Origin of the sequence: Paenibacillus sp. E194 (assembly GCF_000935845.1) — a bacterium.
GTDB classification, from domain to species: domain Bacteria; phylum Bacillota; class Bacilli; order Paenibacillales; family Paenibacillaceae; genus Paenibacillus_B; species Paenibacillus_B alvei_B.
The window spans coordinates 1-25,639 of the sequence record NZ_JMDX01000068.1; the positions used below are offsets into that span (position 1 = coordinate 1).

Below are 25,639 nucleotides of genomic sequence, written 5' to 3' on the forward strand. Positions count from 1 at the left end.
ATTGAACAACTGGTCGACCGAGGCAAGAGTGTTAATGATATCATTGAACATACAGCTTCTACTGTAAGGCATGCCCAACTGGAGGCAGATGAGGGGGAGCGAATAATGCGGACGTATATCGAGCGCATTCAGGATATTGACCACAATGCTTTGCTGATGAAGGGGCATGTTGATCAGTTGAAGGACACATCTGCTCAGATCAGGACAATTGTTAGTGCTGTAAAGGAAATTGCAGGTCAAACGAAACTGCTGTCGCTTAATGCATCTATTGAAGCAGCGCGTGCAGGTGAACATGGTGCAGGCTTTGCCGTAGTAGCCAAAGAAGTGAACAAGCTGGCTGATCATACAAAGGACACCGTGGCTCATATTGAAGAACTCGTCGGCAATTCGAATTTGGCAACAAATGCAGTTGTATATAATATTGAAGTCGTAAAGTCGAGTGTAGGAACAGTGCGAGGACAAGCAGATGCTGCCGGAAACGCGTTCCAGCAAATTGTTGATCATGTTGAGCACAGTACATCGAATATGGTGCATATCCAAGGCGAGATGAGCGATTTGCTGCAAATGATCAGTCATATCCATGAGGCAACAGCTGAAGTTGCGGCATCTGCAGAGCAGCTCAACCGAACGACGAAGCATTTGTAATGGGAACATTATTGTGGAAAAGGAAACCATAATGGAAAAGACTAGCCGATTTTGCTAGTCTTTTTCTACGTTATGGAAAGAGAGCGTGATAAGATAACGGACGTGACATGTATATAGAGAATAGGAGGAGAAACATGAAAAAGTGGATGAAGCCTATCGTATTAGCGGCAATGGCATGTAGCATGCTGCTTGCACCAGTGGGCGGTACTGTAATGGCAAGATCGAATTTTATATCAGAAGGTTATGTTCTCGGTGAAACAGTTGCAGAACAGATGAAAGCAACGATTAATGGAAAGTCTATACCGGGCTATACCTTCCGGAATGCAATGTGGGTTCCAGTTAAGCACTTGTCTCAATTTGGATTCGACGTAGCAGTCAACGGCAATTCAACACCAATACGCATAACACGGAATGTAAGCAAGGAAGTGAAGGGTGTTTCTGAGAAACAGTATAACAAGAAGAAACAGGTTCAATTTACGCAAAGGGATGTGTATGTAGGTAACCGGAAGCTTACCTCTTATAAGATTGATAATACGCAAGTAATTCGTTTAAGTGATTTGTCCCTATTCGGTGGACTCACTTGGGATGCCAAGAGTAAGACGATAGCTTTGAAGCTCGGGACATTTGATTATCAAAATAAATTGAACGTATGGCTTACCGATGACAAAGTGTACAATCGAACCGGTCATGAACTGAATGAGGTAGGATTAAAACACTATTTTTATAAGAACGGAGTACTTACAGACGAAGTTGAGACATTGTCGTATGTGCGTGAGAGTGCTGAGATTACAGGAAATAAGTATAGCGAAGATAAGAAGCTGAGGGTCGGATACATTGGAACTGTACTCTATTATGTAGAAACCCAAGATTATGAGAAAATCACCAATCCTTATGTAGAGCAAGATATTGAATATTGTAAAAGTAATGCTCGAACGGGGGACATTGAGTTTCAAACGGACAATGAATTTAAAGTACTCAATAACGAAATATCGAAGGAAGAGAAAAAACTCAAAAACATTCTAAAGAATGAATTGATTAAAAATAAGTATCAGCCTTTAAAAGTTACCGCTACTCAGGTTGATTATGATTCCATTGGAACGCCTGAAGTAAGCATAAAAGTCTGGAATTTGACTGAAAAGCGGATTATCGCATTTGAAACAACGATAACAGGATTTGATGGATATAATCGAGTTGTTCGCAACAGTTTATCAGGGGAGTCTTCCTTGAAGGGCATTGCGCAAGACTTTAATCTTGACTGGGGAGGAAGTAGCGTGTTTACTTGGAAGATGTATTTCCACGATAATACGATGAAAATAAATGCGAAGATTACTTCTGTTCGCTACTCCGACGGCACAGTATGGAGAGCGAAGTAACTCGGGTAGCTTACGGAGGCTGGAACAACATCCAGAACCTTCAACTTTTATTATATATATAAACTGTGATAGACTCTAACAAGTGCCTAATAGAATCGATTTATGTAGTGTCCTGGCTGTCCGCAAGCATCGTCAAAAAGAGTTACGAAAAAAACTTGCAATAGTCGGGACATTTATATATAATAGTGAATGTTGTTCGTCGACGTTGCGATGAAGTGAGAGGTTACCGACACACCCGGCCCCTTTGCCATGGCGATGTGTTAGGAAAATTTTCACGGAGTATGTCCGATGCAAAATTGGGCGATAAAAGGAGGGACTAAAATGGCAAAGCAAAAAATTCGTATCCGCTTGAAAGCATACGATCACAGAATTCTTGACCAATCCGCTGAGAAAATCGTTGAAACGGCTAAACGTTCCGGTGCTGGAGTATCCGGTCCAATCCCGTTGCCAACGGAGAAGCAAATCATTACGATTCTTCGTGCGGTGCACAAGTATAAGGATTCCCGCGAGCAGTTCGAAATGCGCACTCATAAGCGCCTTATCGACATCGTGAATCCAACGCCGCAAACGGTGGACGCGCTGATGCGCTTGGACTTGCCGTCCGGTGTAGATATCGAAATCAAATTGTAAGACAGTTGAAACGGTTATCCACATGTGGATAGCGAAGCCGTTTCTACTTCACTATGAACGGACTAAGGAAAGAAAAGAGGTGTCAACATGAAAGGTATCTTAGGTAAAAAGCTCGGCATGACTCAAGTATTTACCGCTGAAGGTAATGTACTGCCGGTAACTGTTATCGAAGCTGGTCCTTGCGTCGTTCTTCAAAAGAAAGACGTTGAGAACGATGGCTACGAAGCTATTCAAATCGGCTACGCTGATAAGAAAGAAAAGCGTGCTACGAAACCAGAAATCGGTCACGCGAAAAAAGCTAACGCAACACCTAAGCGCTACGTTAAGGAACTTCGTGGTGTGGATCTTTCTCAATATGAAGTTGGCCAAGAATTGAAGGCTGATTTGTTCGCTGAGGGAGAATTCGTTGACGTTACAGGTATCTCGAAAGGTAAAGGCTTTGCCGGCGTAATTAAGCGTTGGGGACAAAGCACGGGTCCTATGTCTCACGGTTCCCGTTACCATCGTGGACCAGGTTCCATGGGTTCCATTCAAGCGAACCGCGTACCGAAAGGCAAACGCCTTCCAGGTCACATGGGTACTGACACAGTAACAATTCAAAATCTTGAAGTTGTTAAAGTGGATGCAGAACGCAATGTTATCCTCGTAAAAGGTTCTATTCCAGGCCCTAAAAACAGCTTCGTTAACGTTAAATCTGCAATTAAAAAGTAATTGGTGAGGAAAGGAGGAGCACATTATGCCTAAAGTAGCAGTTTACAACATGAGCGGTGCGCAAGTTGGCGAGATCGAATTGTCCGACAGCGTATTCGGCATTGAACCAAACAAACACGTACTTCATGATGCAGTTGTGATGCAGCTTGCATCTATGCGTCAAGGTACTCATAAAGTTAAAGGCCGTTCCGAAGTTCGCGGCGGCGGTCGTAAACCATGGAAACAAAAAGGCACAGGTCGTGCGCGTCAAGGTTCCATTCGTTCGCCACAATGGGTTGGCGGCGGTACAGTATTTGGACCGACACCACGTAGCTATGCTTACAAGCTTCCTAAGAAAGTTCGTCGTTTGGCGATTAAATCCGCATTGTCTTCGAAAGTGTTGGCAGAGCAAATTATCGTAATTGATAGCCTTGCTTTGAACACGCCGAAAACGAAGGAATTTGCGGCAGTATTGAACAACCTAAAAGTGGATCGCAAAGCGCTTGTCGTGCTTCCTGAGTACAACGACAACGTAGCACTTTCCGCTCGCAACATCCCTTCTGTGAAGCTTGTTGCAGCTGATGGTGTTAACGTATATGATGTTCTTCGCCATGAGAAGCTCATCATCACGAAGGATGCGGTTCAGAAGGTAGAGGAGGTGTTCGCATAATGAAAGACCCTCGCGATATCATTAAGCGTCCGGTTATTACTGAGCGTACAGCAGACATGATGAATGACTTGAAATACGTATTCGAAGTTGATATGCGTGCTAACAAGACTGAAATCAAATTGGCTGTAGAGCAAATCTTCAAAGTGAAGGTAGCGAACGTGAACACGCTTCGTATGCCTGCTAAGCCAAAACGCTATGGCCGTCACTCCGGCTACACTTCCGAATGGAAAAAAGCGTTTGTCACTTTGGCAAAAGACAGCAAGCCACTCGAGTTCTTCGAGACGGTTTAATATAGACTTCTGAAGTAAGGAGGGAAAACAAGTGCCTATCAAAAAGTACAAACCGACATCCCCGGCTCGTCGTAATATGAGCGTGTCCACGTTCGAAGAAATTACTACGAATGTACCGGAGAAATCGTTGCTGGCGCCTTTGAGCAAAACTGCGGGCCGCAACAACCAAGGTAAAATTACGGTTCGTCACCACGGTGGTGGACACAAACGTAAATACCGTATCATCGATTTCAAACGTAACAAGGATGGCATTCCAGGCCGCGTTGCTACAATTGAGTACGATCCAAACCGTACTTCCAACATTGCGTTGATCAACTATGCTGATGGTGAAAAGCGTTATATCATCGCTCCTAAAGGATTGAAAGTAGGCGACGTTATCGAGTCCGGTACCGGCGCAGACATCAAGATCGGTAACGCATTGCCAATGGAAAACATTCCAGTAGGTACAGTTATCCACAACATCGAATTGCAACCAGGTAAGGGTGGTCAGTTGGTTCGCGCCGCTGGTACGGAAGCTCAATTGCTTGGTAAAGAAGAGAAGTACGTAACAGTACGTTTGTCTTCTGGCGAAGTTCGTAAATTGTTGAAAGTGTGCCGTGCTACAATCGGTTCCGTAGGTAACGGTGACCATGAGCTTATCAAAATCGGTAAAGCAGGCCGTAACCGCTGGTTGGGCAAACGTCCAGTCGTTCGTGGTGTGGTAATGAACCCGGTTGATCACCCTCACGGTGGTGGTGAAGGTAAAGCTCCAATCGGTCGTAAGTCTCCTATGTCTCCATGGGGCAAACCGACACTTGGTTACAAAACGCGTAAAAAAGGTAAACATTCCGATAAATATATCGTTCGTCGTCGCACGAAATAATATGTTTCCATTTGATTGCGCAGCAGCGTAATCACAAACGAATCAGTTCTGTCGAAGGGAGGATTCATATATGGGTCGCAGTTTGAAAAAAGGACCATTCGTTGATGGTCACCTGATGAAGAAAGTTGAAGGATTGAACGATACAAGCAAGAAAGTTGTTATCAAGACTTGGTCCCGTCGTTCTACAATTTTCCCTCAATTTATCGGTCATACGTTCGGGGTATATGACGGACGTAAACATGTACCAGTATACGTAACGGAAGATATGGTTGGGCATAAGCTTGGCGAATTCGCACCAACACGTACGTACAAAGGTCATGACGATGACAGAAAAACAGGCAAACGCTAATTATTGATATAGCATTCGAGGGGAGGTACTTCCATGCAAGCAAAAGCACATGCGAATAACATTCGCATCGCCCCACGCAAGGTTAAGCTGGTTATTGACTTGATCCGCGGCAAACAAGTGGGCGAAGCAATCGCAATTTTGCGCCACACGCCGAAGTCAGCTTCGCCAGTGGTTGAAAAATTGTTGAACTCTGCAATTGCCAATGCAGAACACAACCATCAAATGGACGTTAATAGTCTCGTTATTTCGGAAGTCTTCGTAAACCAAGGACCAACGATGAAACGTTTCCGTCCACGCGCTATGGGACGTGCGAGCCGCATTAACAAAAGAACAAGCCACATCACGCTTGTAGTATCTGAAAAATAAGGAGGGACAACGTGTGGGTCAAAAGGTAAATCCAGTCGGACTTCGAGTGGGCGTTATCCGCGATTGGGAATCCAAGTGGTATGCCGAAAAAGATTTCGGTACATTGCTCATCGAAGACGTGAAGATTCGTGAATTCCTTAAGAATAAATTGAAAGAATCCGCCGTATCCCGCATTGAGATTGAACGTGCAGCTAACCGCGTAAACGTTACAATCCACACTGCGAAACCGGGTATGGTAATCGGTAAGGGCGGTTCCGAAGTTGAAGCACTTCGTCGTGAAGTAACGAAAATTGCTAACGGCAAAAAAGTACACATCAACATTTCGGAAATCAAAACTCCAGATTTGGACGCAACTCTCGTTGCAGAGAGCATTGCACAACAACTGGAACGCCGCGTTTCTTTCCGCCGCGCTTTGAAACAGTCAATTCAACGTTCCATGCGCTCTGGTGCGAAAGGGATTAAGACGCAAGTTAGCGGTCGTTTGGGCGGTGCTGAAATCGCTCGTACAGAAGGTTACAGCGAAGGGACAGTGCCACTTCATACGCTTCGCGCCGACATCGACTACGGCACAGCTGAAGCTCATACAACTTACGGCCGTATCGGCGTAAAAGTATGGATCTATCGTGGAGAGGTACTTCCTACGGCTAAGAAAAAGGCTGTTGAGGAAGGAGGCAACTAATCATGTTGGTACCTAAACGTGTAAAACACCGGAAGCAGCAAAAAGGACGCATGAAGGGTCAAGCTAAAGGTGGCACGACAGTTCACTTCGGTGAATACGGGTTGCAAGCATTGGAGCCTACATGGATTACGAATCGTCAAATCGAGGCTGCTCGTATTGCGATGACTCGTTATATCAAACGTGGCGGTAAAGTATGGATCAAAATCTTCCCGGACAAACCAGTAACGGCTAAGCCGCTTGAGGTTCGTATGGGTAGCGGTAAAGGTAACGTTGAGAAGTGGGTTGCTGTAGTTAAGCCTGGTAAAGTAATGTTCGAACTTTCCGGTGTACCTGAAGAGGTAGCTCGCGAAGCTATGCGCCTTGCTGCTCACAAACTGCCTATCAAGACTAAGTTTGTGAAACGTGAAGAAATGGGTGGTGAAGCAAATGAAAGCTAGTGAATTCCGCAACTTGACCACTGCTGAAATCGAACAAAAGATTGCCGGATTCAAGGAAGAACTTTTCAACCTCCGTTTCCAATTGGCTACCGGACAGCTTGACAACCCAACTCGCATTCGTGATGTGCGTAAAGCGATTGCTCGTGCACATACGATTCTGCGTGAAAGAGAACTTGGTATTACTAGCTAATACACCAAGATGTCAGTTTCGGAAAAATAGACATCCTGTATCCAGGAAGGAGGCAGAACACTAATGAGTGAAGTACGTAACGCTCGTAAAGTGCAAATTGGTAAAGTTGTCAGCGATAAAATGGACAAAACAATCGTAGTAGCGGTTGAGACATACAAGAAGCATGATTTGTATCACAAACGCATCAAATATACGAAGAAGTTCAAAGCGCATGACGAAAATAACGAAGCCAAAATTGGCGATACTGTAAAAATCATGGAGACGCGTCCGTTGTCGAAAGACAAGCGCTGGAGACTCGCTGAAATCGTTGAGAAAGCAGTTATCGTTTAATGAACGGATAGTTTCACCGAAAGGAGGACATTCGAATGATTCAAGCATTTTCACGTTTAAATGTAGCAGACAACTCTGGTGCGAAAGAACTGATGTGTATTCGCGTGTTGGGCGGTACTGGCCGTAAATCAGCTCACATCGGTGACTTGATCGTATGCTCCGTCAAACAAGCAACACCAGGCGGCGTTGTCAAAAAGGGTGACGTAGTCAAAGCGGTTATCGTTCGTACGAAGCGTTCTGTACGCCGTAAAGACGGTTCTTACATCGCATTTGACGAAAACGCAGCGGTTATCGTGAAAGAAGATAAGGGCCCACGTGGGACTCGTATTTTCGGACCTGTCGCTCGCGAACTTCGCGAAAAAGACTTCATGAAAATCGTTTCCCTGGCACCGGAAGTTATCTAATCAACTTGCCCGCCAGGCAAGACTCAGGAGGTGTGACACATGCCACGATTGAAAAAAATTCTCGAGTCGCATAACAACAAATTGCACGTGAAAAAAGATGACACTGTCATCGTGATCACGGGTAAAGATAAAGGCAAAAAAGGCCGTGTTATTGCAGCATTCCCTCGTGAAAACCGCGTTATTGTGGAAGGCGTAAACATGGTGAAGAAGCATCAGAAGCCTAACGCTAAGAACCCACAAGGCGGTATCGTTGAGCAAGAAGCAGCAATTCATGCATCTAACGTTATGCACGTGGATCCAAAGTCGGGTAAAGTAACGCGCATCGGTTACAAAGTGGAAAACGGTAAAAAAGTGCGCGTAGCTAAACGCTCCGGCGAAATTATCGACTAATCGCTTCGGAAAGGAGGTCCATTCTACATGGCAGCTCGTTTGAAAGAACGTTATTTGAACGAAATTACTCCTGCGCTAGTGCAGAAGTTCAACTATACATCAGTAATGCAAGCACCAAAAGTGGAGAAAGTCGTCATCAACATTGGTATGGGTGAGGCTGTTCAAAACTCCAAAGTTTTGGATACTGCAGTAGCTGAATTGCAACTAATCGCTGGTCAAAAGCCAGTAATCACTCGCGCGAAGAAGTCTATCGCAGGCTTTAAACTTCGTGAGGGAATGCCGATTGGTGTGAAAGTCACATTGCGCGGTGAGCGCATGTATCACTTCTTGGACAAATTGTTCAATGTCACGCTTCCTCGTGTCCGCGACTTCCGCGGTATCTCGAATAAAGCGTTTGACGGCCGCGGCAACTACACACTCGGTTTGAAGGAGCAAATTATCTTCCCTGAAATCGAGTATGATAAAATTGACAAGGTTCGTGGTATGGATATCGTCATCGTTACAACAGCGAAGACGGACGAAGAATCCCGCGAATTGTTGACGCAACTCGGCATGCCTTTCACGAAGTAATTCGTTATAAAGGTCGGTTCCGTTTGAGATACGGACTGATGTAATCAGTTCTGAATCCATCGACACAAATCTCTAGGAGGTGTCAACTCACGTGGCAAAAACTTCGATGAAAATCAAGCAACAACGCAAACCGAAGTTTGAAGTACGGGCATATACGCGCTGTGAGCGCTGCGGACGTCCGCATTCCGTATTACGTAAGTTCAAAATTTGCCGGATTTGTTTCCGCGAATTGGCATATAAAGGCCAGATTCCTGGCGTTAAAAAAGCAAGCTGGTAATCAACCCTGTTGCGGGAAGGAGGTTTACACTAATGGTTATGTCCGATCCGATTGCAGATATGCTTACACGCATTCGCAATGCTAATACAGTGCGTCATGAAACGGTGGAAATGCCTGCTTCTACTATGAAGAAGCAAATCGCAGAAATCTTGAAGCGTGAAGGCTTTATCCGTGACGCTGAATATATCGATGACAACAAACAAGGGATCATTCGCGTGTTCCTGAAGTACGGTGCAAACAACGAGCGTGTTATCACAGGCTTGAAGCGCATCAGTAAACCAGGACTGCGCGTGTACACGAAGGCTAATGAGGTTCCTCGCGTACTCGGCGGTCTCGGTATCGCAATCATCTCGACGTCCAAGGGCGTCATGACTGACAAAGAAGCTCGCCAGTCCAAATCCGGCGGCGAGGTAATCTGCTACGTTTGGTAAACCATTCGCATAAGATTGGAGGTGCAACAACATGTCCCGTATTGGTCGCAAACCAATTGAGGTACCAGGTGGCGTAACTGTCACTTTGGAAAATCAAGTTATTACAGTAAAAGGACCGAAAGGAACTTTGACTCGTGAACTTCACAAAGACATGAAAGTGTCTGTAGAAGAGAACGTCATTTCCGTAGAGCGTCCTTCTGAAAATAAACTTCATCGTTCGTTGCACGGTACAACACGCAGCGTAATCAACAACATGGTTAGCGGAGTAACTGATGGTTTCTCCAAAACCCTTGAGTTGGTCGGTGTAGGTTACCGTGCAAACAAATCCGGCGACAAGCTTGTCTTGAACGTTGGTTACTCCCATCCGGTTGAAATTACACCGGAAGCTGGTATTGAATTCGAAGTGCCTGCTCAAACGAAAATCATCGTTAAAGGCATTGATAAAGAGCGCGTTGGTGCTTATGCAGCGAACATTCGTGCAGTACGTGAGCCTGAACCTTACAAAGGTAAAGGTATCAAGTACGAAGGCGAACGCATCATTCGCAAAGAAGGTAAAGCAGGCAAGAAGAAGTAAGATCTTGCCTAGCTCTCTTACCTTAGCGGCTTAATGGTTAAACTGAAGGGAGTGAAACAATCCGATGATTACCAAAGGCGATAAGAACAAAGCTCGGTTGAAAAGACACCTGCGTGTCCGTAAAAAAATCGAAGGTACAACGGAACGTCCTCGCTTGAACGTATTCCGTTCTTCCAAACATATTTACGCTCAACTTATCGATGACGTGAAAGGCGTAACAGTCGCTTCCGCATCGACTATGGACAAAGAGCTTCGTGAAGATATCAAAAATGGTGGTAACGTAGAATCCGCTCGCAAAGTTGGCGAATTGATCGCAAAACGTGCGAAAGAGCAAGGATACGAAGTAATCGTATTCGATCGTGGCGGTTACTTGTACCATGGACGTATTCAAGCATTGGCAGACGCAGCACGCGAAGCAGGCCTTGAATTCTAATTTTTATTCGAAGGAGGTAAACGACTTGCGAGTTGATCCAAACACGTTAGAACTTTCTGAAAAAGTTGTTCAAATTAACCGCGTTGCTAAAGTTGTTAAAGGCGGACGTCGCTTTAGCTTTAGTGCACTCGTGGTTGTCGGCGATGGCAAGGGCTGGGTAGGCGCTGGAATCGGTAAAGCATCCGAAGTACCAGACGCAATCCGCAAAGGTATCGAAGACGCTAAGAAAAACCTGATTCATGTTCCGTTTGTTAACACGACAATCCCTCACCAAGTAATTGGTCAGTTCGGCGCTGGTAAAGTTCTTTTGAAACCAGCATCCGAAGGTACTGGGGTTATCGCAGGCGGTCCAGTTCGTGCTGTTCTTGAGTTGGCTGGTGTAGGCGATATCTTGACGAAATCGCTTGGTTCCTCTAACTCCATGAACATGGTTAACGCTACATTGGAAGGTTTGTCTCGTTTGAAGACTGCTGAACAAGTAGCTAAATTGCGCGGTAAAACCGTTGAAGAACTGTTAGGTTAAGGAGGGGACGAAGATGGCGAAATTGCAAATTACCCTCGTTCGCAGTCTGATCGGTCGCCCGGAAACTCATCGCCAAACGGTGAACACTTTGGGTTTGCGCAAGTTGAATCAGACGGTTGTTCATAACGACAACGTTGCGATCCGCGGAATGGTAAACCAAGTTAAACACTTGGTTGAAGTCAAAGAGATCGAAGCGTAAGGGTAACACCATACGACTTCTGTAATCAGATATAGATTACATGGTACAATACAAAAGATTAGAGTCATAAATATTAAAGGAGGTGCGACGAACGATGAAGTTGAATGAACTTTCTCCGGCACCTGGTTCCCGCCAAACACGTAATCGTGTAGGCCGTGGTATCGCGACAGGAAACGGTAAAACATCTGGCCGTGGTCACAAGGGTCAAAATTCCCGTTCCGGCGGTGGTGTTCGTCCGGGCTTCGAAGGTGGACAAAACCCACTTTACCGTCGTCTGCCAAAACGCGGCTTTGTAAATCCAACTCGTAAAGAGTATGCGGTAGTTAACGTAACGGATTTGAACCGCTTTGAGGCTGGTACGGAAGTAACTCCGGAATTGTTGATGGAACAAGGCATCGTGAACAACCCAATGAGCGGAATCAAAGTATTGGGCAATGGCGAGTTGTCCGTTAAATTGACGGTCAAAGCTAATAAGTTCTCTCAATCTGCGGTAGAGAAGATCGAGGCTGCCGGCGGTAAATCCGAGGTGATCTAATGTTCAAGACCGTATCGAATATATGGCGAGTCGAGGACTTGAGACGTAAGATTTTATTTACGCTCTTGGTTCTGATCGTTTATCGCGTCGGGTCCTTTATTCCGGTTCCTGGCGTCGATACGTCGGTCTTTGCTACAGTGAACGAAAATACGGGGTTGTTCAGCATGCTGAACACGTTCTCCGGTGGTGCACTGTTTAAATTCTCCATCTTTGCGTTAGGTATTTTTCCGTACATTACAGCATCAATCATTGTGCAGCTTTTGTCGATGGATGTTGTACCGAAATTTACTCAATGGGCAAAAGAAGGAGAAGTCGGCAAACGTAAGCTTTCCCAAATTACACGCTACGGCACTGTAATTTTGGGATTGATTCAAGCTTTCGGTACGGCGATTGGGTTTAATCGCATGTACGGTGCGCAGCTGGTTCCAGGTGCGACATTTGCAGATTATGTCCTAATCGCGATTGTCTTGACTGCTGGTACGGCGTTCTTGATGTGGATCGGTGAACAAATCACGGAAAAGGGTATCGGCAACGGTATTTCGATTCTGATCTTCGCAGGTATCGTCGCAGCTATCCCGATTCATATCGGGGAAATTTATCGTAGTCAATTTGCCGATGCAAGTGGACAATTGTTCCTCAACATCGTCAAAATGATCGTTATCGTATTGGTTATCGTGCTGATTGTGATCGGTGTTATCTACATTCAGCAAGGGAACCGTAAAATCCCGGTACAATACGCTAAACGTGTTGTGGGTAACAAAATGTATGGTGGACAGAACACACACATTCCGCTTAAAGTAAATGGTGCAGGCGTTATTCCGGTCATCTTTGCATCTTCGCTCTTGATGTTCCCGGCTACAATTGCTCAATTCTGGGCGGATAAGCCGTGGGCTCGTTGGGTCATTGAACATATGGGATTGAACAAGCCGCTAGGCATGTTCTTATATGTTCTTCTGATTATCGGGTTTACGTTCTTCTACACGTTCGTACAGTTGAATCCACAACAAATGGCAGATCAAATGAAAAAGAATGGCGGATATATCCCAGGAATTCGTCCGGGGAAAGCTACAGCATCGTACTTGACTCGAGTTATGTCTCGTATCACACTTGCAGGTGCTATCTTCCTCGCTGGCGTATCCATCTTGCCAGTGTTCTTCGGAGCACTAGCTGGATTGCCGCAATCTGTTCAAATTGGCGGTACTTCGATTCTGATCGTTGTCGGCGTTGCGCTTGACACAATGAAGCAAATCGAAAGCCAGTTGATCAAACGTCATTACAAAGGTTTCATTAATAAATAGGCAATAGGTTCTGGTGAGACCATCTAGGCTCATTGGCACCTATTGTGCTGTTCTTGTAGAGCAGAGGCTTAACGAATGGCATCGAAGCACCCCACTTCCGACGAAGTTAAGCCTGTGCTTACCATAAAGGGAGTGACATTCGATGAACATTCTATTCATGGGGCCTCCTGGGGCAGGAAAAGGAACACAGGCCGAACGCATCGTAGAACAATTCGGCGTTCCTCATATCTCGACAGGAGACGCATTCCGCAAAGCAATTGGAGAAGGCACTCCTATCGGATTGAAGGCTAAAGAGTATATTGATCAGGGTCTGCTCGTTCCAGATGACGTGACGGTAGGCATCGTGCGAGAGCGCCTTGCACAACCTGATTGCGAGAAAGGGTTCCTTCTGGATGGTTTCCCGCGCACATTGGCGCAAGCTGAAGCGTTGAATAGCATCTTGGCAGAACTGAATCGCAGTCTTGATCATGTCATCAACCTGAGCGTTGACCGCGATTTACTGCTGGCGCGTCTTACAGGACGACGCATTTGCAAGTCTTGCGGCGCGACGTACCATGTCATCTACAACCCGCCTAAACAAGAGGGCGTTTGTGATAAGTGTCAAGGCGAGCTGTACCAACGTTCGGATGATTCCGAAGAGAAAGTCGGCACACGTCTTGATGAGTACATCAACAAAACGGCACCTTTGCTCGCATACTATGAGGACAAAGGCTTGTTGCGTCAGGTTGACGGGGAGAAGGAAATTGATACGGTCACGTCAGAAATCGTATCTTTACTGCGGGGTTAAACCATGATCATTTGTAAGTCCGAAGTGGAGTTAGGCTTCATGAGGGAAGCTGGGCGAATTGTTGCGGAAACGCATCGTCTTTTAGCGAAAACGATTGAGCCAGGGATTACCACTCTCGAGCTTGATTCGATCGCGGAATCGTTTATTCGCAGCCAAGGAGCAACACCTTCTTTCAAGGGCTACAACGGTTTTTCCGGCAGCATTTGCGCGTCTGTGAACGAAGAACTCGTTCACGGCATTCCCGGAAAGCGCAAGTTAAACGAAGGCGACATCATCAGCATCGACATCGGTGCGGAATACCGCGGATATCACGGTGACTCTGCCTGGACATATGGGGTTGGGAAGATAACGGAGGCAGCTCAACAGCTGCTTGACGTAACCGAACAATCACTTTATGCTGGCTTAGCGCTGGTTAAACCGGATGTACGGTTGTACACGATATCGCACGCGATTCAACGCGTGATCGAGGATGCAGGTTTTTCCGTTGTACGGGAATATGTCGGACACGGAATAGGTGCGGCGCTTCATGAAGAACCGCAAATTCCGAACTACGGCATTCCGGACCGCGGACCACGCTTGAAACCGGGCATGGCGCTCGCGATTGAGCCGATGGTCATTGCCGGTGGGCGTCACGTCAAAACGCTCACTGACAACTGGACGGTCGTGACGGTGGACAGTTCATGGTGTGCTCATTTCGAGCATACAGTGGCTGTAACGCCGGACGGATGCGAAATTTTGACGAAGCTGGTTGAGTAGGTGAGAGGCATGAATGAATATTCCACTCCGCGTCTCGGCCAATTCGTCAAGGTTCTTCAGGGTCGTGATGAAAGCAAATATGCGGTTATCATTGATATTGAGGAGTCGCGCTACGTCAAGATAGCGGACGGAGACAAACGAAAGTTTGATCAACCAAAGCGTAAAAACTTGCTTCATCTCGAATTGCAACCTGCAATTAGCCATGAAGTTGTCCATAGTTTACACGAAAGCGGACGGGTAACGAACAGCAAGCTTCGTTATGTCATAGCGAAGTATGCTGAACAACAAGCCGCTGCACATGCTGATGAGAAAGGAGAATGACGTTGGCCAAGGAAGATGTAATTGAAGTTGAAGGTGTTGTAATTGAACCGTTGCCGAATGCAACGTTCCGTGTTGAGCTGGAGAATGGTCACCAAATTCTTGCCCACGTTTCCGGAAAGCTGCGGATGCATTTCATCCGTATCCTGACGGGGGACAAAGTGGTCGTTCAACTGTCGCCATACGATTTGAGTAAAGGTCGCATCACATATCGGAAGTAGTGCTCGGATCGTTCCGAGTCGCGCTTGCATGAACTTGCAGGCCGTTCACGCGTCAGGAAGACGGTTTGACGTGCTACTTGAGAAACTGGGAGGTATTCAGCATGAAGGTAAGACCTTCTGTTAAGCCCATTTGCGAGAAATGCAAAGTCATTCGTCGCAAAGGCAACGTTATGGTAATCTGTGAAAATCCGAAACACAAACAAAAACAAGGATAATAGAAGGGGGTGTAGCGTAAATGGCACGTATAGCTGGTGTAGACTTGCCACGGGATAAACGCGTTGAGATCGCCTTGACATACATTTTTGGTATTGGTAAAACAACTTCTAAAAAGGTAATTGCTGAGGCTGGCGTTAACCCTGATACTCGCGTTCGCGATTTGACTGAAGATGAGGTAAACAAAATTCGTGAGCTGATTGACAAAACGGTTAAGGTTGAAGGTGACCTTCGTCGTGAGATTTCTCTGAACTTGAAGCGTTTGGTTGAAATCGGATGCTATCGTGGTATCCGTCATCGCCGTGGATTGCCTGTTCGTGGACAACGCACGAAAACAAATGCTCGTACACGTAAAGGCCCTCGTCGTACTGTAGCGAACAAGAAGAAGTAATAAGGGGGGATAAGTAGCAATGGCAAAACCAAAAAAAGTCGTACGTACAAAACGTCGTGACCGTAAAAATATTGAGACTGGTGTGGCTCATATCCGTTCCACGTTCAACAACACGATCGTGACAATCACGGATCCACACGGCAACGCAATTTCTTGGGCTAGCTCCGGCGGTTTGGGCTATAAAGGCTCCCGTAAATCTACGCCATTCGCAGCTCAAATGGCTGCTGAATCCGCAGCAAAAGCTGCTATGGAACATGGCATGAAGACGGTAGAAGTTATGGTTAAAGGCCCAGGCGCAGGTCGTGAAGCTGCCATCCGTTCTCTGCAAGCTGCAGGTTTGGAAGTTAGCATGATCAAAGACGTAACGCCAATCCCGCACAACGGCTGCCGCCCACCAAAACGTCGTCGCGTATAATGACGGCAACACCGATGCGTGTAGTATTAAGCTAGCGCCTGTTGGGAAGAATGGTTGTTTAGGCATACTGCATGAATCGACCGACCGTAGGTGTTTGACGTTAATGAACGCCAGCGACGTTTTAAGGAGGGTTATATAGTGATTGAGATCGAAAAGCCGAAGATTGAAACCGTGGAAGTCAATGAGGAAGGCACATACGGCAAATTTGTCGTAGAACCGTTAGAGCGTGGATACGGTACGACGCTGGGTAACTCCCTGCGCCGTATTCTCCTCTCCTCGTTGCCCGGTGCAGCAGTGACGTCCGTTCAAATCGACGGTGTCTTGCACGAGTTCTCGACAATCCCAGGAGTCTATGAAGACGTAACTGAGATTATCTTGAACTTGAAGGCCTTGTCGCTGAAAATCCACTCCGATGAAGAGAAAATTCTCGAAATCGATGCGGAAGGCGAAGGGGTAGTAACGGCTGGCGATATTCGAGCGGATAGTGATGTGGAAATTTTGAACCCGGATCTCCGCATTGCGACATTATCACAAGGTTCCAGACTCCATATGCGCATCTATGCGAATCGTGGACGTGGTTACGTACAAGCAGATCGCAACAAACGGGAAGATCAGCCTATCGGCGTAATTCCAGTTGATTCGATCTACACACCAATCTCGCGTGTAAACTACACAGTAGAGAACACTCGTGTTGGTCAAGTAACGAACTACGACAAGCTGATGCTTGAAGTATGGAGTGATGGAAGCATTCGACCGGAAGAAGCGGTTAGCCTCGGCGCGAAGATCCTTACAGAGCATCTGATGCTCTTCGTTGGACTGACTGACGAAGCGAAAGACGCGGAAATCATGGTTGAAAAAGAGGAAGATAAGAAAGAGAAAGTTCTTGAGATGACTATCGAAGAGCTGGATCTCTCCGTTCGTTCCTATAACTGCTTGAAACGTGCCGGCATCAATACGGTTCAAGAGCTGATTACGAAGACTGAAGAAGATATGATGAAGGTTCGCAACTTGGGCCGCAAATCTTTGGAAGAAGTTCAAGAGAAGCTCGAAGAACTCGGATTGGGCTTACGCATGGAAGACTAAACGGGACTTGGCATAGAAGGAGGGGAAATAGCAATGGCATACCAAAAGTTGGGTCGTGACTCTAGCGCGCGTAAAGCTTTGTTCCGCGACATGGTTACTGACTTGTTCTTATATGAGCGCATCCAAACAACTGAAGCGAAAGCGAAAGAAGTTCGTTCCATCGCTGAGAAATTGATCACGTTGGCGAAGCGCGGTGACTTGCATGCTCGCCGTCAGGTGGCAGCATTCGTTCGTCGCGAAACGTTGAACGGTGAACAAGATGCAATCCAAAAGCTGTTCTCGGAGCTTGCACCACGTTACGCAGAGCGTCCAGGTGGCTACACACGTATCTTGAAACTGGGACCACGCCGTGGCGACTCCGCGCCTATGGTTTATTTGGAACTGGTCGACCGCGTGTAATTGCGGTTGCAGAATACGTTCAATACGTCGTGTAACAGCGTCGTAAAAAGAAGGCTCCCATGAGGAGCTTTTCTTTTTAACTGTGTCAGGATTGGAGCCAACTTTTGTTGGCTTCCTGTCATGACTCTTGCAATGATTCCACTTATGAATTTATATGCTATATATTTCATGTGGTGAATGAATGCGTGAATACGCAATGCAGCGGCTGTCTTTATGCGAATAGAGATAGTGGCGACTGCTTGTTCACAGAGCAGTGAATGAAAGGAGTCTTCATGCGTAACGTAGGAATGCTTGTAAGTTACGATGGAACAGCTTACAGCGGTTTTCAGATACAGCCGAATGAAGACACGGTACAGGGTCGTATTGAGCAAGCTATCAAGATGCTGACGAATGAATCCATAAGCATTCATGCTTCGGGTCGGACAGATGCAGGGGTGCATGCTTACGGCCAAGTATTTCACTTCATGACCGAATCGGCGATTCCGATTGACCGGTGGACGATTGCGATCAATTCGCGTTTGCCGGATGACATTGTCATCCGTGAGACGTGGGAGGCGCCATTGTCATTCCATTCTCGTTACTCGTCGAAGCGGAAGACATACCGCTACTCCATCATTGCAGAGCGGAAGCCGGATGTATTCCGGAGGTTAACCGAGTTCTTTTACCCGAAGCCTCTGGATGTCCGTGCAATGAAAGAAGCCATTACTCATATAATAGGGGAACATGACTTTACTTCGTTTACTTCTCCGAAGTCGACGAAGGTAAGTAATGTCCGTACGATCTATGACGCCCACATTGAATATGAACCGAGCGTGACGGGGGAAGAGGGCCGCGGTCGAATTCATATCGTAGTGACAGGCAATGGTTTCTTATACAATATGGTTCGCATCATTGCAGGCACACTGATACGGGTGGGCCAGGGTAAGCTTGCACCGCATGACATCCCATGCATCTTGGAAGCGAAGAATCGACAGGTGGCAGGTCCATTGGCGGTTCCGCATGGATTGATGCTGTGGAGCGTGGAATACGGTGGCGAAGAGCGCCTTGAGTCCATAAACAACGTATCCGAGTGAATCGAAATATTTTCTTGCAATATGCACTAATCTATTGTAAAATAACATTTGTGTTTCTTTAGGCTATCCCACAGCCCCCCAAAGAAATCACATTGCAGATTGCAGTTCTTGAAATGAAAATCAACGATTGAATGAATATACACAAGCTAGACAGGAACGAATGTTATTAAGGAGGATATTTCATGCGTACCACTTACATGGCGAAGCCAGCTGACGTTGAACGCAAATGGTTCATTATCGACGCTGAAGGCAAGACACTTGGCCGCTTGGCGAGCGAAGCAGCTGCACTTATTCGCGGCAAACACAAACCAACTTTCACGCCACATGTTGACGGCGGTGATTTCGTTGTTATCATCAACGCTGAGAAAATCGTGTTGACAGGTAAGAAATTGACAGACAAGAAATACTATCGTCACTCCCACTATCCAGGCGGTTTGAAAGTGACATCGGCTCAAGAAATGTTGAACAACAAGCCAGAACGTATGCTCGAACTTGCTGTTCAAGGGATGTTGCCTAAGACTCGCATGGGTAACAAAATGAAGCTTCGCGTTAAAGCATATGCAGGCGCTGAGCATCCACATCAAGCACAACAACCTGAAGTTTACGAACTTCGCGGATAATAAATAAAGGGAGGACAGTTTCATGGCACAAGTACAATACTATGGGACAGGTCGTCGTAAGCATTCCGTAGCGCGTGTTCGCCTTGTACCAGGTGAAGGCCGCATCGTGATCAACAAACGTGACCTTAATGAATACTTTGGTTTGGAAACATTGAAGCTTATCGTGAAGCAACCATTGAACCTTACAGAAACACTCGGTAAATACGACGTGTTGGTATTGGCTCATGGCGGGGGTATCTCCGGTCAAGCAGGCGCAATCCGTCACGGCATTTCCCGTGCATTGCTCAAGGCTGACCCTGAGCTTCGTCCAGCTTTGAAAAAAGCAGGATTCTTGACTCGCGACCCTCGTATGAAAGAGCGTAAAAAATACGGTCTTAAAGCAGCTCGTCGCGCACCTCAGTTCTCCAAACGTTAAGATTGGATTACCGAACATACAGCCCTCTCTTGGCCCTTGGCCAAGGAGGGCTTTTTTGTATGTTAAGACCTTCTCTGGTATCTGCATGCACCCCACTTTTTCCGCACCTAGGACATTTAGCCGGAATAGGCTGTAATCATATGTCTATCTCTTTGCAATTTCGAATTGACAAAGCAAAGAAACGATCTATAATTATTAATTATACAAAACATACCAAAATACTAGGAATAAAAGGTGAGTATGTGGAGGATGCGAAAATGAATTTATTGGAGAAAGAGGCTCTTGTACAAGATAAGGCGGTGCAATTTGAGCAGTCCAATGCGGAAGAGGTAATAGCTTGGGCTGTTAAGGCGTTCCCGAATATTACGTTTGCTTGTAGCTTTGGTGCCGAGGATGTTGTGCTTGTAGACATGCTGCAGCGGATCAGTCCTTCGACCGATATTTTTTATCTGGATACGGATTTTCACTTTCAAGAAACATACGAGACAAGAGATCGCATTACGGAGCGTTACAGTTTAAACTTTGTACGCGTCACCCCGCAACTTACCCCTGAAGAGCAATCCGAGACATACGGTGAAGAATTGTGGCTTAGCAATCCCAACCAATGCTGCAATCTGCGTAAAGTCGAACCACTCACAGGCATTCTAAGCAAATATGATGCATGGATTACCGGTATTCGAAGAGATCAAGCCCCAACACGAGCCAATACACGAAAAGTAGAATACGACTCGAAATTCGGCCTCATCAAATTCAATCCATTAGCTGCTTGGACATCAGAAGATGTATGGAACTATATCCGTACAAATGATATCATTTATAACCCCCTACATGACCAAGGATATCCCAGTATAGGATGCTCCTATTGTACGCGCGCCGTTCAAGCAGGTGAAGATCCAAGGGCTGGACGTTGGTCAGGATCAGCGAAAATAGAATGTGGGCTTCACAAGTAATAAGTGCATGGGTACCATTTGATTTACTAATAAAGAATGGTACTATTGCCACATGCAGAGGAGAGGTGCTAAGAAGATGTCAACAATTGAGCCTCACGGAGGTACACTGATCAATCGATTGGTTTCAGAAGACGAGAAGGAGCTGAAGCGTAATGAAGCGGCAGCTCTGCCGCGCATATCGCTCGATGCACGTACATTATCGGATGTAGAAATGATAGGGGTAGGTGCTTTTTCTCCCCTTGAAGGCTTTATGAATGAAGATGACTACAAATGTGTTGTAGATCAGATGAGATTGGCGAATGGAACCGTATGGAGCTTACCTATTACACTGGCAGTCTCGGATGAGGCAGCTAAGAAGCTCAGCATAGGAAGCCCAGCTGCGCTTGTTGGGGAAGAAGACGGGGAACTGTATGGTGTTATCGAAATAGAGAGCATATACCAGGCTGATTTACTGCATGAAGCAGAGCAAGTGTACAGAACGATGGATACAGCACATCCAGGAGTGGAGAAGCTGCTAAAGCGTCCTTCTACATATGTGGGAGGCAAAGTATCTGTATTGGGGCGCAGGCAGCCAGAGCAATTTTCTCAATATTATTTTGATCCGGTGGAGACGCGTCAATTGTTTTCGGACAGAGGATGGAGAACTGTTGTTGGTTTCCAAACACGCAATCCGGTGCATCGTGCTCATGAGTACATCCAAAAGAGTGCGATGGAGATTGTAGATGCTCTATTTCTAAATCCGCTTGTAGGGGAAACGAAGTCTGATGACGTCCCAGCTGATGTGCGCATGCGCAGTTATGAAGCGCTACTGGCGAATTATTATCCAGAGAATCGCGTGTTTCTTGGGGTATTCCCAGCTGCGATGCGTTATGCAGGACCAAGAGAAGCTGTATTCCATGCCATTGTGAGAAAAAATTACGGCTGCACTCACTTCATTGTTGGCCGAGATCATGCAGGTGTGGGCGATTATTATGGCACGTATGACGCGCAGCATATCTTCAGCTCCTTCGAGCTCGAAGAATTAGGGATTCAGCCGTTATTCTTCGAACACAGCTTCTACTGTAAGACATGTGGAGGTATGGCCTCCAGCAAGACCTGTCCTCATGATGCGACTCATCATTTGACCTTATCCGGAACGAAGGTACGTGCGTTATTACGTGATGGTACATGTCCACCTCTTGAATTCTCAAGACCTGAGGTGGCACGCATCCTGATTGAAGGTATGGCACATTCAACAACTGCCCATAAATAATTGAATATAGAGGAACCTGTGGATCGTTAACGTATATTTGTCCACCTCGTCCCATATAGATGATTAGAAGTCTTTATGGAGCGGAGGTGGGCTTTTTTTGTGAAAAAGGTAAATTGGGAACAGAGCCGTCAGAAGCGAAGACATACGTCAATCTTATGGATACCACTGCGAAATGTCCGTCGCTGGTTGATAAGCTTATGCTTGCTGCTTCTAGTCGTTGTTGTGATGACGATGGAGATGCCGGTATCGAAGACATGGACCTATTGGTCCATTCCTCTATCGGGCAGAGTGATTGCCATCGACGCAGGGCATGGTGGAGTAGACGGAGGGGCTGTTGGTCGCGAGGGGTTAATAGAGAAGGACATCAATCTAACGATTGCACTTCTTCTTCGTGATTATTTGCAGCAAGCAGGCGCTATTGTGGTCATGACCCGGGAAGGGGACTATGACTTGGCGGATAAGGATACGAAGGGATACTCCCGCAGGAAGGCAGAGGACTTGAAGAAGCGTGTTGGTTATATCGAGGAGAAGAAAGCGGATGTTGTCATTAGCCTGCATATGAACAGCGTACCTTCTTCTCGCTGGAGTGGAGCACAGGCTTTCTATACGAATCGCCATCCGGATAATGAACAGCTTGCGAAGTGGATTCAAGCCGAAATTCGTACGAATCTGGCCAATACGGATCGGGAGGCCAAGCCTACAGATCGGAGGCTCTATTTTATGGATCATATTTCGATCCCAGCTGTATTGGTGGAGTCTGGCTTCTTATCGAACCCAGAAGAGTCACGGAGTCTGGCGAATGAAGAATATCAGCGGAAGCTAGCTGCATCGATCTACAAGGGGATTCTGCGATATATTGCAGGAGAAAAAACTGGGAAATGATGACCTTATGCTATAATAGAAACGGTTACATAGTGACCGATCTGAACTTCATAGGAGACGAGGTGCCATCATGACGACGAAAGAAGAAGTGCTGCAAGCACTGCAGGGCTTGCAGGAGCCAGTGTCGGGACAAGACATGACAAGCCTTCATTGGATTCGCGATATGATGATTAAGGAAGATGAAGTGAAGCTGACGGCTATCGTAGCGCCACAAGCGGCAGATGCAGCCGCTAGAGAGATGCTAGTCGGACAGATTAAGGGGCGTCTAGCAGCAATTGAGCTGCACAATGTATATGTGCGTACTCGCATCGCTTCTGAAGCTGAGCTGAGTGCAGCTGGAATAGCGGTACAAAGCGGGCAATCAACAACCGATCATGCGGGTAATGGCCGTGATTCACAAGAAGGGAATGCTCCTCGTGGACATGGTGCTGTATTAGAACAGCATGCTATCTTGGATCCGGCATCCGGAGTGAAATTCATCGCAATTGCCAGCGGCAAAGGTGGAGTTGGCAAATCGACAGTGACCGTGAACCTTGCAGTTGCGCTCGCTCGTCTCGGCAAACGTGTTGGCCTAATAGATGCAGACATATACGGATTCAGTGTACCTGACATGATGGGGATTGAGGACCGCCCTGTCGTTGTAGACAACTTTATCATTCCACAGGAGCGCTTTGGAGTGAAGGTGATGTCCATGGGCTTCTTCGTAGAGGACAATAGTCCGGTCGTATGGCGCGGTCCAATGCTTGGCAAGATGCTGCGGAACTTCTTCCAAGAAGTGCAGTGGGGGGAGCTTGATTACATGCTTCTTGACTTGCCTCCAGGTACGGGGGATGTAGCCCTGGATATTCACCAAATGATACCGCACAGTCAAGAGATCATCGTAACGACACCACATGCGACAGCGGCCTTCGTAGCGGCTCGAGCAGGTACGATGGCCATTCATACGAAGCATGAGATTATCGGTATCGTCGAAAATATGTCCTATCTGGAATGCGGTTCTTGTGGCGAGAAGCAATATGTATTTGGACGTGGGGGCGGTGCTAAGCTGGCAGATGAGCTTCATGTTGACCTGCTCGCGCAGCTTCCGCTCGGTGCTCCAGACAATCATCCTGCAGAACCGGATTATGCTCCTTCTGTATATAAGGCAGATTCGTCAATTGGCAAGCAATTCGATGAGTTGGCGGCTGCCGTTGATGCGAAGATGCAAGTTGTGCAAGCCTAACAATGTCGGAGAGGCCTCATCATGAGTGCCTCTCCGTATGTGAGAAATAGAGGGGGAAAGAGTGGGCTATTATCCTTCTCCACTACCGCCTTCTTCTTCCGATCCACCTTCACCCTCACCGCCTTGCTTTTCCTTTTCCCCACCTTTTTTCTTTCCTTCCTTTTCTTTTTCTTTTTCCTTCGGCTGCAATTCTTCTTTAACGACCTTCCCTAATAAGTCCATGATTTCAAGCTTAAATATAGGGCTATTCAAAGCATCTTTCATTACAGTCTGTAGCTGTTTGCGATACTCTGGTGTCTTCATCATATCCAAGTAAGACTTCATCATGTCTGGAGATTTAACAATGTCACCAAAGTCCTTCTGATATTCTGGGTCTTTCATTAACGTTTTCAGGATTTGTTTATTTTCCTTGCTTACCGCTTTGGCGAATTCCCCGGCAAACTTCGGATCTTTCATTACTTTATCGAGGACTTTCTCATAATCGGGTGATACAAGTGTATCCTTAACTGCTGTCCGGATCTGCTCCTGCTGCTGCATATTTAATGATTGGGCTTGCATGCCGCCTCCGCCAGATGGACCGGATTGGATCGCTTTCTGCGCTTCCTCTGTCTTTAAAATATCGACAACCATCGTTTTAACTTCTTTATAATCGAGATTACTGCTTTGTGTGGGCTGCTCCATGCCGCAAGAGGTCAACAGCACGATTACGACGAAACTGACGATCGCAAGTTTGCCCAGTGGTGCCTTCATAACAGCTTCGCTCCCTTCTGTCCATGTCCTCACGCGTAGTATGTGGAGGAAATTATGAATTATGTTTGACAATGATAGTTTTTTGCTGAGAACATTGGTAAAATAATGAACATTGCGGAGGTGGAGCACCATGAATTTGAAAAAATGGTCTTATTTATTTTGGACGACTACGTGTATTGGTGGGGCAATCAGTCTCGTCATTGGCCTCGCATTACAGGTATTTCAAGGAGAAATGGGCAATTTTAGAGGGCCAGTGGATATTTTGCTTAATGTGCTTCAGTTAATCTTGAGCGGATGTATGATCAGCGTCTATTCGCAGATGGGATTCTTCGCATATCTGACGTTGAACTATATTGCCATTGGCTTGTTCAAGAAGGGATGGCCGTATGTTCAGGTATTATTGACCGTGATTGCACTACTCGATCTAATGTTCCTGCGCATGCTTCTGGGGAACAGACCAGAAGGGGTGCGTGGAGGGGGCTACGAGGATATCGTGCTGGGTATAGTTGTCCTAGTGCTTGCTGTAGTTGTTTCTTTTTGGAAAGTGAAAGCGACAAATGCAACAGCTCTCATTCCTACCTTATTCTTCATGATTGCAATCACCACAGTGGAGACACTGTCGGCACTTAATATTGGAAATATGGCTACCTGGTTTGTATACATACCGCTCGCAATATGCAATGCATATCAAATCTTGATGCTGCATCGATTGGTGGGCACAGCAAAAAGCTAACGGAAATCCGTTAG

At 46.4% G+C, this 25,639-nt stretch carries 42 protein-coding genes; 41 read left to right on the forward strand and 1 reads right to left on the reverse strand.

Annotated features, from left to right (window positions below; all coding sequences use genetic code 11):
- The 40 genes from AZ66_RS11735 to AZ66_RS11930 all read left to right on the forward strand — a co-directional run.
- A partial coding sequence (locus AZ66_RS11735; RefSeq protein WP_231586841.1) for a methyl-accepting chemotaxis protein occupies nt 1–645 on the forward strand: 645 nt, incomplete at its 5' end.
- A 134-nt stretch (nt 646–779) separates the two neighbouring features.
- The gene (locus tag AZ66_RS11740; RefSeq protein WP_044355033.1) at nt 780–2,018 is read left to right on the forward strand and encodes a hypothetical protein; all 1,239 of its coding nucleotides are present in this window, start codon (nt 780–782) and stop codon (nt 2,016–2,018) included.
- Nucleotides 2,019–2,339: 321 nt separating this feature from the next.
- Nucleotides 2,340–2,648, forward strand: a complete 309-nt coding sequence (gene rpsJ / locus AZ66_RS11745) for a 30S ribosomal protein S10 (protein WP_005544556.1) — start codon at nt 2,340–2,342, stop codon at nt 2,646–2,648.
- A gap of 87 nt (nt 2,649–2,735) precedes the next feature.
- A complete protein-coding gene (rplC, locus tag AZ66_RS11750; RefSeq protein WP_021252458.1) occupies nt 2,736–3,359 on the forward strand; it encodes a 50S ribosomal protein L3 in 624 nt (207 codons plus the stop codon).
- 25 nt (nt 3,360–3,384) lie between these two features.
- A complete protein-coding gene (gene rplD / locus AZ66_RS11755) occupies nt 3,385–4,008 on the forward strand; it encodes a 50S ribosomal protein L4 (protein ID WP_021259840.1) in 624 nt (207 codons plus the stop codon).
- On the forward strand, nt 4,008–4,298 hold the full coding sequence (gene rplW, locus AZ66_RS11760; protein ID WP_005544549.1) for a 50S ribosomal protein L23: 291 nt from the start codon (nt 4,008–4,010) through the stop codon (nt 4,296–4,298). The genes rplD and rplW overlap by 1 nt, the downstream gene beginning before the upstream one ends.
- Before the next feature lie 31 nt (nt 4,299–4,329).
- Entirely contained in the window at nt 4,330–5,160 is an 831-nt protein-coding gene (rplB, locus tag AZ66_RS11765; RefSeq protein WP_021252456.1) for a 50S ribosomal protein L2, read from the forward strand.
- Nucleotides 5,161–5,230: 70 nt separating this feature from the next.
- Complete coding sequence (rpsS, locus tag AZ66_RS11770; protein ID WP_021252455.1) at nt 5,231–5,509, forward strand: 30S ribosomal protein S19; 279 nt, start codon at nt 5,231–5,233, stop codon at nt 5,507–5,509.
- 33 nt (nt 5,510–5,542) lie between these two features.
- Nucleotides 5,543–5,875, forward strand: a complete 333-nt coding sequence (gene rplV, locus AZ66_RS11775; RefSeq protein WP_021252454.1) for a 50S ribosomal protein L22 — start codon at nt 5,543–5,545, stop codon at nt 5,873–5,875.
- A 13-nt stretch (nt 5,876–5,888) separates the two neighbouring features.
- Entirely contained in the window at nt 5,889–6,554 is a 666-nt protein-coding gene (gene rpsC / locus AZ66_RS11780; RefSeq protein WP_021259841.1) for a 30S ribosomal protein S3, read from the forward strand.
- Nucleotides 6,555–6,556: 2 nt separating this feature from the next.
- Nucleotides 6,557–6,991: a 50S ribosomal protein L16 gene (gene rplP / locus AZ66_RS11785; protein WP_021252452.1), complete on the forward strand. Its 435-nt coding sequence runs from the start codon at nt 6,557–6,559 to the stop codon at nt 6,989–6,991.
- A complete protein-coding gene (gene rpmC, locus AZ66_RS11790) occupies nt 6,981–7,181 on the forward strand; it encodes a 50S ribosomal protein L29 (RefSeq protein ID WP_005544540.1) in 201 nt (66 codons plus the stop codon). Before rplP ends, rpmC begins: the two co-directional genes overlap by 11 nt.
- A 63-nt stretch (nt 7,182–7,244) precedes the next feature.
- Nucleotides 7,245–7,511 (forward strand): 30S ribosomal protein S17, encoded by a 267-nt coding sequence (gene rpsQ / locus AZ66_RS11795; protein WP_044355034.1) that lies wholly within the window; start codon nt 7,245–7,247, stop codon nt 7,509–7,511.
- Between the two features lie 35 nt (nt 7,512–7,546).
- Entirely contained in the window at nt 7,547–7,915 is a 369-nt protein-coding gene (gene rplN, locus AZ66_RS11800; RefSeq protein WP_021252451.1) for a 50S ribosomal protein L14, read from the forward strand.
- A 39-nt stretch (nt 7,916–7,954) separates the two neighbouring features.
- A complete protein-coding gene (rplX, locus tag AZ66_RS11805) occupies nt 7,955–8,305 on the forward strand; it encodes a 50S ribosomal protein L24 (RefSeq protein WP_005544537.1) in 351 nt (116 codons plus the stop codon).
- A 27-nt stretch (nt 8,306–8,332) separates the two neighbouring features.
- The gene (gene rplE / locus AZ66_RS11810; RefSeq protein ID WP_021259842.1) at nt 8,333–8,875 is read left to right on the forward strand and encodes a 50S ribosomal protein L5; all 543 of its coding nucleotides are present in this window, start codon (nt 8,333–8,335) and stop codon (nt 8,873–8,875) included.
- A gap of 91 nt (nt 8,876–8,966) precedes the next feature.
- Complete coding sequence (locus AZ66_RS11815; protein ID WP_005544535.1) at nt 8,967–9,152, forward strand: type Z 30S ribosomal protein S14; 186 nt, start codon at nt 8,967–8,969, stop codon at nt 9,150–9,152.
- Between the two features lie 32 nt (nt 9,153–9,184).
- Nucleotides 9,185–9,583: a 30S ribosomal protein S8 gene (rpsH, locus tag AZ66_RS11820; protein ID WP_005544534.1), complete on the forward strand. Its 399-nt coding sequence runs from the start codon at nt 9,185–9,187 to the stop codon at nt 9,581–9,583.
- Between the two features lie 31 nt (nt 9,584–9,614).
- Nucleotides 9,615–10,157 carry a 50S ribosomal protein L6 gene (gene rplF, locus AZ66_RS11825; RefSeq protein ID WP_021259843.1) on the forward strand — a complete coding sequence of 181 codons (543 nt, stop codon included), beginning with the start codon at nt 9,615–9,617 and terminating at the stop codon, nt 10,155–10,157.
- Nucleotides 10,158–10,221: 64 nt separating this feature from the next.
- Nucleotides 10,222–10,590, forward strand: coding sequence for a 50S ribosomal protein L18 (gene rplR, locus AZ66_RS11830; RefSeq protein ID WP_021259844.1), 369 nt, complete (start codon nt 10,222–10,224; stop codon nt 10,588–10,590).
- Nucleotides 10,591–10,615: 25 nt separating this feature from the next.
- On the forward strand, nt 10,616–11,113 hold the full coding sequence (rpsE, locus tag AZ66_RS11835; RefSeq protein ID WP_021252446.1) for a 30S ribosomal protein S5: 498 nt from the start codon (nt 10,616–10,618) through the stop codon (nt 11,111–11,113).
- Nucleotides 11,114–11,126: 13 nt separating this feature from the next.
- The gene (gene rpmD, locus AZ66_RS11840) at nt 11,127–11,312 is read left to right on the forward strand and encodes a 50S ribosomal protein L30 (RefSeq protein WP_005544529.1); all 186 of its coding nucleotides are present in this window, start codon (nt 11,127–11,129) and stop codon (nt 11,310–11,312) included.
- A gap of 94 nt (nt 11,313–11,406) precedes the next feature.
- Complete coding sequence (gene rplO / locus AZ66_RS11845; RefSeq protein WP_005544528.1) at nt 11,407–11,847, forward strand: 50S ribosomal protein L15; 441 nt, start codon at nt 11,407–11,409, stop codon at nt 11,845–11,847.
- Entirely contained in the window at nt 11,847–13,145 is a 1,299-nt protein-coding gene (gene secY / locus AZ66_RS11850; RefSeq protein WP_044355036.1) for a preprotein translocase subunit SecY, read from the forward strand. Before rplO ends, secY begins: the two co-directional genes overlap by 1 nt.
- Nucleotides 13,146–13,287: 142 nt before the next feature.
- Nucleotides 13,288–13,932, forward strand: a complete 645-nt coding sequence (locus AZ66_RS11855; protein WP_044355037.1) for an adenylate kinase — start codon at nt 13,288–13,290, stop codon at nt 13,930–13,932.
- Between the two features lie 3 nt (nt 13,933–13,935).
- On the forward strand, nt 13,936–14,688 hold the full coding sequence (gene map, locus AZ66_RS11860) for a type I methionyl aminopeptidase (protein WP_021259847.1): 753 nt from the start codon (nt 13,936–13,938) through the stop codon (nt 14,686–14,688).
- Between the two features lie 9 nt (nt 14,689–14,697).
- Nucleotides 14,698–15,009 (forward strand): KOW domain-containing RNA-binding protein, encoded by a 312-nt coding sequence (locus AZ66_RS11865; protein WP_021252441.1) that lies wholly within the window; start codon nt 14,698–14,700, stop codon nt 15,007–15,009.
- A gap of 2 nt (nt 15,010–15,011) precedes the next feature.
- Nucleotides 15,012–15,227: a translation initiation factor IF-1 gene (gene infA, locus AZ66_RS11870; protein WP_005544522.1), complete on the forward strand. Its 216-nt coding sequence runs from the start codon at nt 15,012–15,014 to the stop codon at nt 15,225–15,227.
- Between the two features lie 101 nt (nt 15,228–15,328).
- Nucleotides 15,329–15,442 (forward strand): 50S ribosomal protein L36, encoded by a 114-nt coding sequence (gene rpmJ / locus AZ66_RS11875; RefSeq protein ID WP_003333770.1) that lies wholly within the window; start codon nt 15,329–15,331, stop codon nt 15,440–15,442.
- A 20-nt stretch (nt 15,443–15,462) separates the two neighbouring features.
- Nucleotides 15,463–15,831, forward strand: coding sequence for a 30S ribosomal protein S13 (rpsM, locus tag AZ66_RS11880; protein WP_005544507.1), 369 nt, complete (start codon nt 15,463–15,465; stop codon nt 15,829–15,831).
- Between the two features lie 19 nt (nt 15,832–15,850).
- Nucleotides 15,851–16,246 (forward strand): 30S ribosomal protein S11, encoded by a 396-nt coding sequence (rpsK, locus tag AZ66_RS11885; RefSeq protein WP_021252440.1) that lies wholly within the window; start codon nt 15,851–15,853, stop codon nt 16,244–16,246.
- A 138-nt stretch (nt 16,247–16,384) separates the two neighbouring features.
- Nucleotides 16,385–17,329: a DNA-directed RNA polymerase subunit alpha gene (locus tag AZ66_RS11890; RefSeq protein ID WP_021252439.1), complete on the forward strand. Its 945-nt coding sequence runs from the start codon at nt 16,385–16,387 to the stop codon at nt 17,327–17,329.
- 33 nt (nt 17,330–17,362) lie between these two features.
- The gene (gene rplQ / locus AZ66_RS11895; RefSeq protein ID WP_021259848.1) at nt 17,363–17,728 is read left to right on the forward strand and encodes a 50S ribosomal protein L17; all 366 of its coding nucleotides are present in this window, start codon (nt 17,363–17,365) and stop codon (nt 17,726–17,728) included.
- Between the two features lie 272 nt (nt 17,729–18,000).
- A complete protein-coding gene (gene truA, locus AZ66_RS11900; protein WP_021259849.1) occupies nt 18,001–18,801 on the forward strand; it encodes a tRNA pseudouridine(38-40) synthase TruA in 801 nt (266 codons plus the stop codon).
- A gap of 182 nt (nt 18,802–18,983) precedes the next feature.
- Nucleotides 18,984–19,421 (forward strand): 50S ribosomal protein L13, encoded by a 438-nt coding sequence (gene rplM / locus AZ66_RS11905; protein WP_021259850.1) that lies wholly within the window; start codon nt 18,984–18,986, stop codon nt 19,419–19,421.
- 22 nt (nt 19,422–19,443) lie between these two features.
- The gene (gene rpsI, locus AZ66_RS11910; RefSeq protein ID WP_005544499.1) at nt 19,444–19,836 is read left to right on the forward strand and encodes a 30S ribosomal protein S9; all 393 of its coding nucleotides are present in this window, start codon (nt 19,444–19,446) and stop codon (nt 19,834–19,836) included.
- Between the two features lie 257 nt (nt 19,837–20,093).
- Nucleotides 20,094–20,786 (forward strand): phosphoadenylyl-sulfate reductase, encoded by a 693-nt coding sequence (locus AZ66_RS11915; protein WP_021259851.1) that lies wholly within the window; start codon nt 20,094–20,096, stop codon nt 20,784–20,786.
- Nucleotides 20,787–20,862: 76 nt separating this feature from the next.
- Complete coding sequence (gene sat / locus AZ66_RS11920; RefSeq protein WP_044355041.1) at nt 20,863–22,038, forward strand: sulfate adenylyltransferase; 1,176 nt, start codon at nt 20,863–20,865, stop codon at nt 22,036–22,038.
- Between the two features lie 75 nt (nt 22,039–22,113).
- A complete protein-coding gene (gene cwlD, locus AZ66_RS11925; RefSeq protein WP_036619761.1) occupies nt 22,114–22,920 on the forward strand; it encodes an N-acetylmuramoyl-L-alanine amidase CwlD in 807 nt (268 codons plus the stop codon).
- 70 nt (nt 22,921–22,990) lie between these two features.
- The gene (locus AZ66_RS11930; protein WP_044355046.1) at nt 22,991–24,142 is read left to right on the forward strand and encodes an Mrp/NBP35 family ATP-binding protein; all 1,152 of its coding nucleotides are present in this window, start codon (nt 22,991–22,993) and stop codon (nt 24,140–24,142) included.
- A 69-nt stretch (nt 24,143–24,211) separates the two neighbouring features.
- On the opposite strand, the gene gerD is transcribed toward AZ66_RS11930, so the two are convergent.
- A complete protein-coding gene (gerD, locus tag AZ66_RS11935; protein ID WP_021259855.1) occupies nt 24,212–24,892 on the reverse strand; it encodes a spore germination lipoprotein GerD in 681 nt (226 codons plus the stop codon).
- Between the two features lie 130 nt (nt 24,893–25,022).
- Here gerD and AZ66_RS11940 point away from each other — a divergent pair, with 130 nt between their 5' ends.
- Complete coding sequence (locus AZ66_RS11940) at nt 25,023–25,625, forward strand: KinB-signaling pathway activation protein (protein WP_021259856.1); 603 nt, start codon at nt 25,023–25,025, stop codon at nt 25,623–25,625.
- The last annotated feature ends 14 nt before the right edge of the window (nt 25,626–25,639 follow it).

Coding starts and splice junctions, on each gene's coding strand:
- AZ66_RS11740 (WP_044355033.1), top strand. CDS start 780: ATGAAAAAGTGGATGAAGCCTATCGTATTAGCGGCAATGGCATGTAGC.
- rpsJ (WP_005544556.1), top strand. CDS start 2,340: ATGGCAAAGCAAAAAATTCGTATCCGCTTGAAAGCATACGATCACAGA.
- rplC (WP_021252458.1), top strand. CDS start 2,736: ATGAAAGGTATCTTAGGTAAAAAGCTCGGCATGACTCAAGTATTTACC.
- rplD (WP_021259840.1), top strand. CDS start 3,385: ATGCCTAAAGTAGCAGTTTACAACATGAGCGGTGCGCAAGTTGGCGAG.
- rplW (WP_005544549.1), top strand. CDS start 4,008: ATGAAAGACCCTCGCGATATCATTAAGCGTCCGGTTATTACTGAGCGT.
- rpsS (WP_021252455.1), top strand. CDS start 5,231: ATGGGTCGCAGTTTGAAAAAAGGACCATTCGTTGATGGTCACCTGATG.
- rplV (WP_021252454.1), top strand. CDS start 5,543: ATGCAAGCAAAAGCACATGCGAATAACATTCGCATCGCCCCACGCAAG.
- rplP (WP_021252452.1), top strand. CDS start 6,557: ATGTTGGTACCTAAACGTGTAAAACACCGGAAGCAGCAAAAAGGACGC.
- rpmC (WP_005544540.1), top strand. CDS start 6,981: ATGAAAGCTAGTGAATTCCGCAACTTGACCACTGCTGAAATCGAACAA.
- rpsQ (WP_044355034.1), top strand. CDS start 7,245: ATGAGTGAAGTACGTAACGCTCGTAAAGTGCAAATTGGTAAAGTTGTC.
- rplN (WP_021252451.1), top strand. CDS start 7,547: ATGATTCAAGCATTTTCACGTTTAAATGTAGCAGACAACTCTGGTGCG.
- rplX (WP_005544537.1), top strand. CDS start 7,955: ATGCCACGATTGAAAAAAATTCTCGAGTCGCATAACAACAAATTGCAC.
- rplE (WP_021259842.1), top strand. CDS start 8,333: ATGGCAGCTCGTTTGAAAGAACGTTATTTGAACGAAATTACTCCTGCG.
- rpsH (WP_005544534.1), top strand. CDS start 9,185: ATGGTTATGTCCGATCCGATTGCAGATATGCTTACACGCATTCGCAAT.
- rplF (WP_021259843.1), top strand. CDS start 9,615: ATGTCCCGTATTGGTCGCAAACCAATTGAGGTACCAGGTGGCGTAACT.
- rplR (WP_021259844.1), top strand. CDS start 10,222: ATGATTACCAAAGGCGATAAGAACAAAGCTCGGTTGAAAAGACACCTG.
- rpmD (WP_005544529.1), top strand. CDS start 11,127: ATGGCGAAATTGCAAATTACCCTCGTTCGCAGTCTGATCGGTCGCCCG.
- rplO (WP_005544528.1), top strand. CDS start 11,407: ATGAAGTTGAATGAACTTTCTCCGGCACCTGGTTCCCGCCAAACACGT.
- secY (WP_044355036.1), top strand. CDS start 11,847: ATGTTCAAGACCGTATCGAATATATGGCGAGTCGAGGACTTGAGACGT.
- AZ66_RS11855 (WP_044355037.1), top strand. CDS start 13,288: ATGAACATTCTATTCATGGGGCCTCCTGGGGCAGGAAAAGGAACACAG.
- map (WP_021259847.1), top strand. CDS start 13,936: ATGATCATTTGTAAGTCCGAAGTGGAGTTAGGCTTCATGAGGGAAGCT.
- AZ66_RS11865 (WP_021252441.1), top strand. CDS start 14,698: ATGAATGAATATTCCACTCCGCGTCTCGGCCAATTCGTCAAGGTTCTT.
- rpmJ (WP_003333770.1), top strand. CDS start 15,329: ATGAAGGTAAGACCTTCTGTTAAGCCCATTTGCGAGAAATGCAAAGTC.
- rpsM (WP_005544507.1), top strand. CDS start 15,463: ATGGCACGTATAGCTGGTGTAGACTTGCCACGGGATAAACGCGTTGAG.
- rpsK (WP_021252440.1), top strand. CDS start 15,851: ATGGCAAAACCAAAAAAAGTCGTACGTACAAAACGTCGTGACCGTAAA.
- rplQ (WP_021259848.1), top strand. CDS start 17,363: ATGGCATACCAAAAGTTGGGTCGTGACTCTAGCGCGCGTAAAGCTTTG.
- truA (WP_021259849.1), top strand. CDS start 18,001: ATGCGTAACGTAGGAATGCTTGTAAGTTACGATGGAACAGCTTACAGC.
- rplM (WP_021259850.1), top strand. CDS start 18,984: ATGCGTACCACTTACATGGCGAAGCCAGCTGACGTTGAACGCAAATGG.
- rpsI (WP_005544499.1), top strand. CDS start 19,444: ATGGCACAAGTACAATACTATGGGACAGGTCGTCGTAAGCATTCCGTA.
- AZ66_RS11915 (WP_021259851.1), top strand. CDS start 20,094: ATGAATTTATTGGAGAAAGAGGCTCTTGTACAAGATAAGGCGGTGCAA.
- sat (WP_044355041.1), top strand. CDS start 20,863: ATGTCAACAATTGAGCCTCACGGAGGTACACTGATCAATCGATTGGTT.
- cwlD (WP_036619761.1), top strand. CDS start 22,114: ATGGAGCGGAGGTGGGCTTTTTTTGTGAAAAAGGTAAATTGGGAACAG.
- AZ66_RS11930 (WP_044355046.1), top strand. CDS start 22,991: ATGACGACGAAAGAAGAAGTGCTGCAAGCACTGCAGGGCTTGCAGGAG.
- gerD (WP_021259855.1), bottom strand. CDS start 24,892: ATGAAGGCACCACTGGGCAAACTTGCGATCGTCAGTTTCGTCGTAATC.
- AZ66_RS11940 (WP_021259856.1), top strand. CDS start 25,023: ATGAATTTGAAAAAATGGTCTTATTTATTTTGGACGACTACGTGTATT.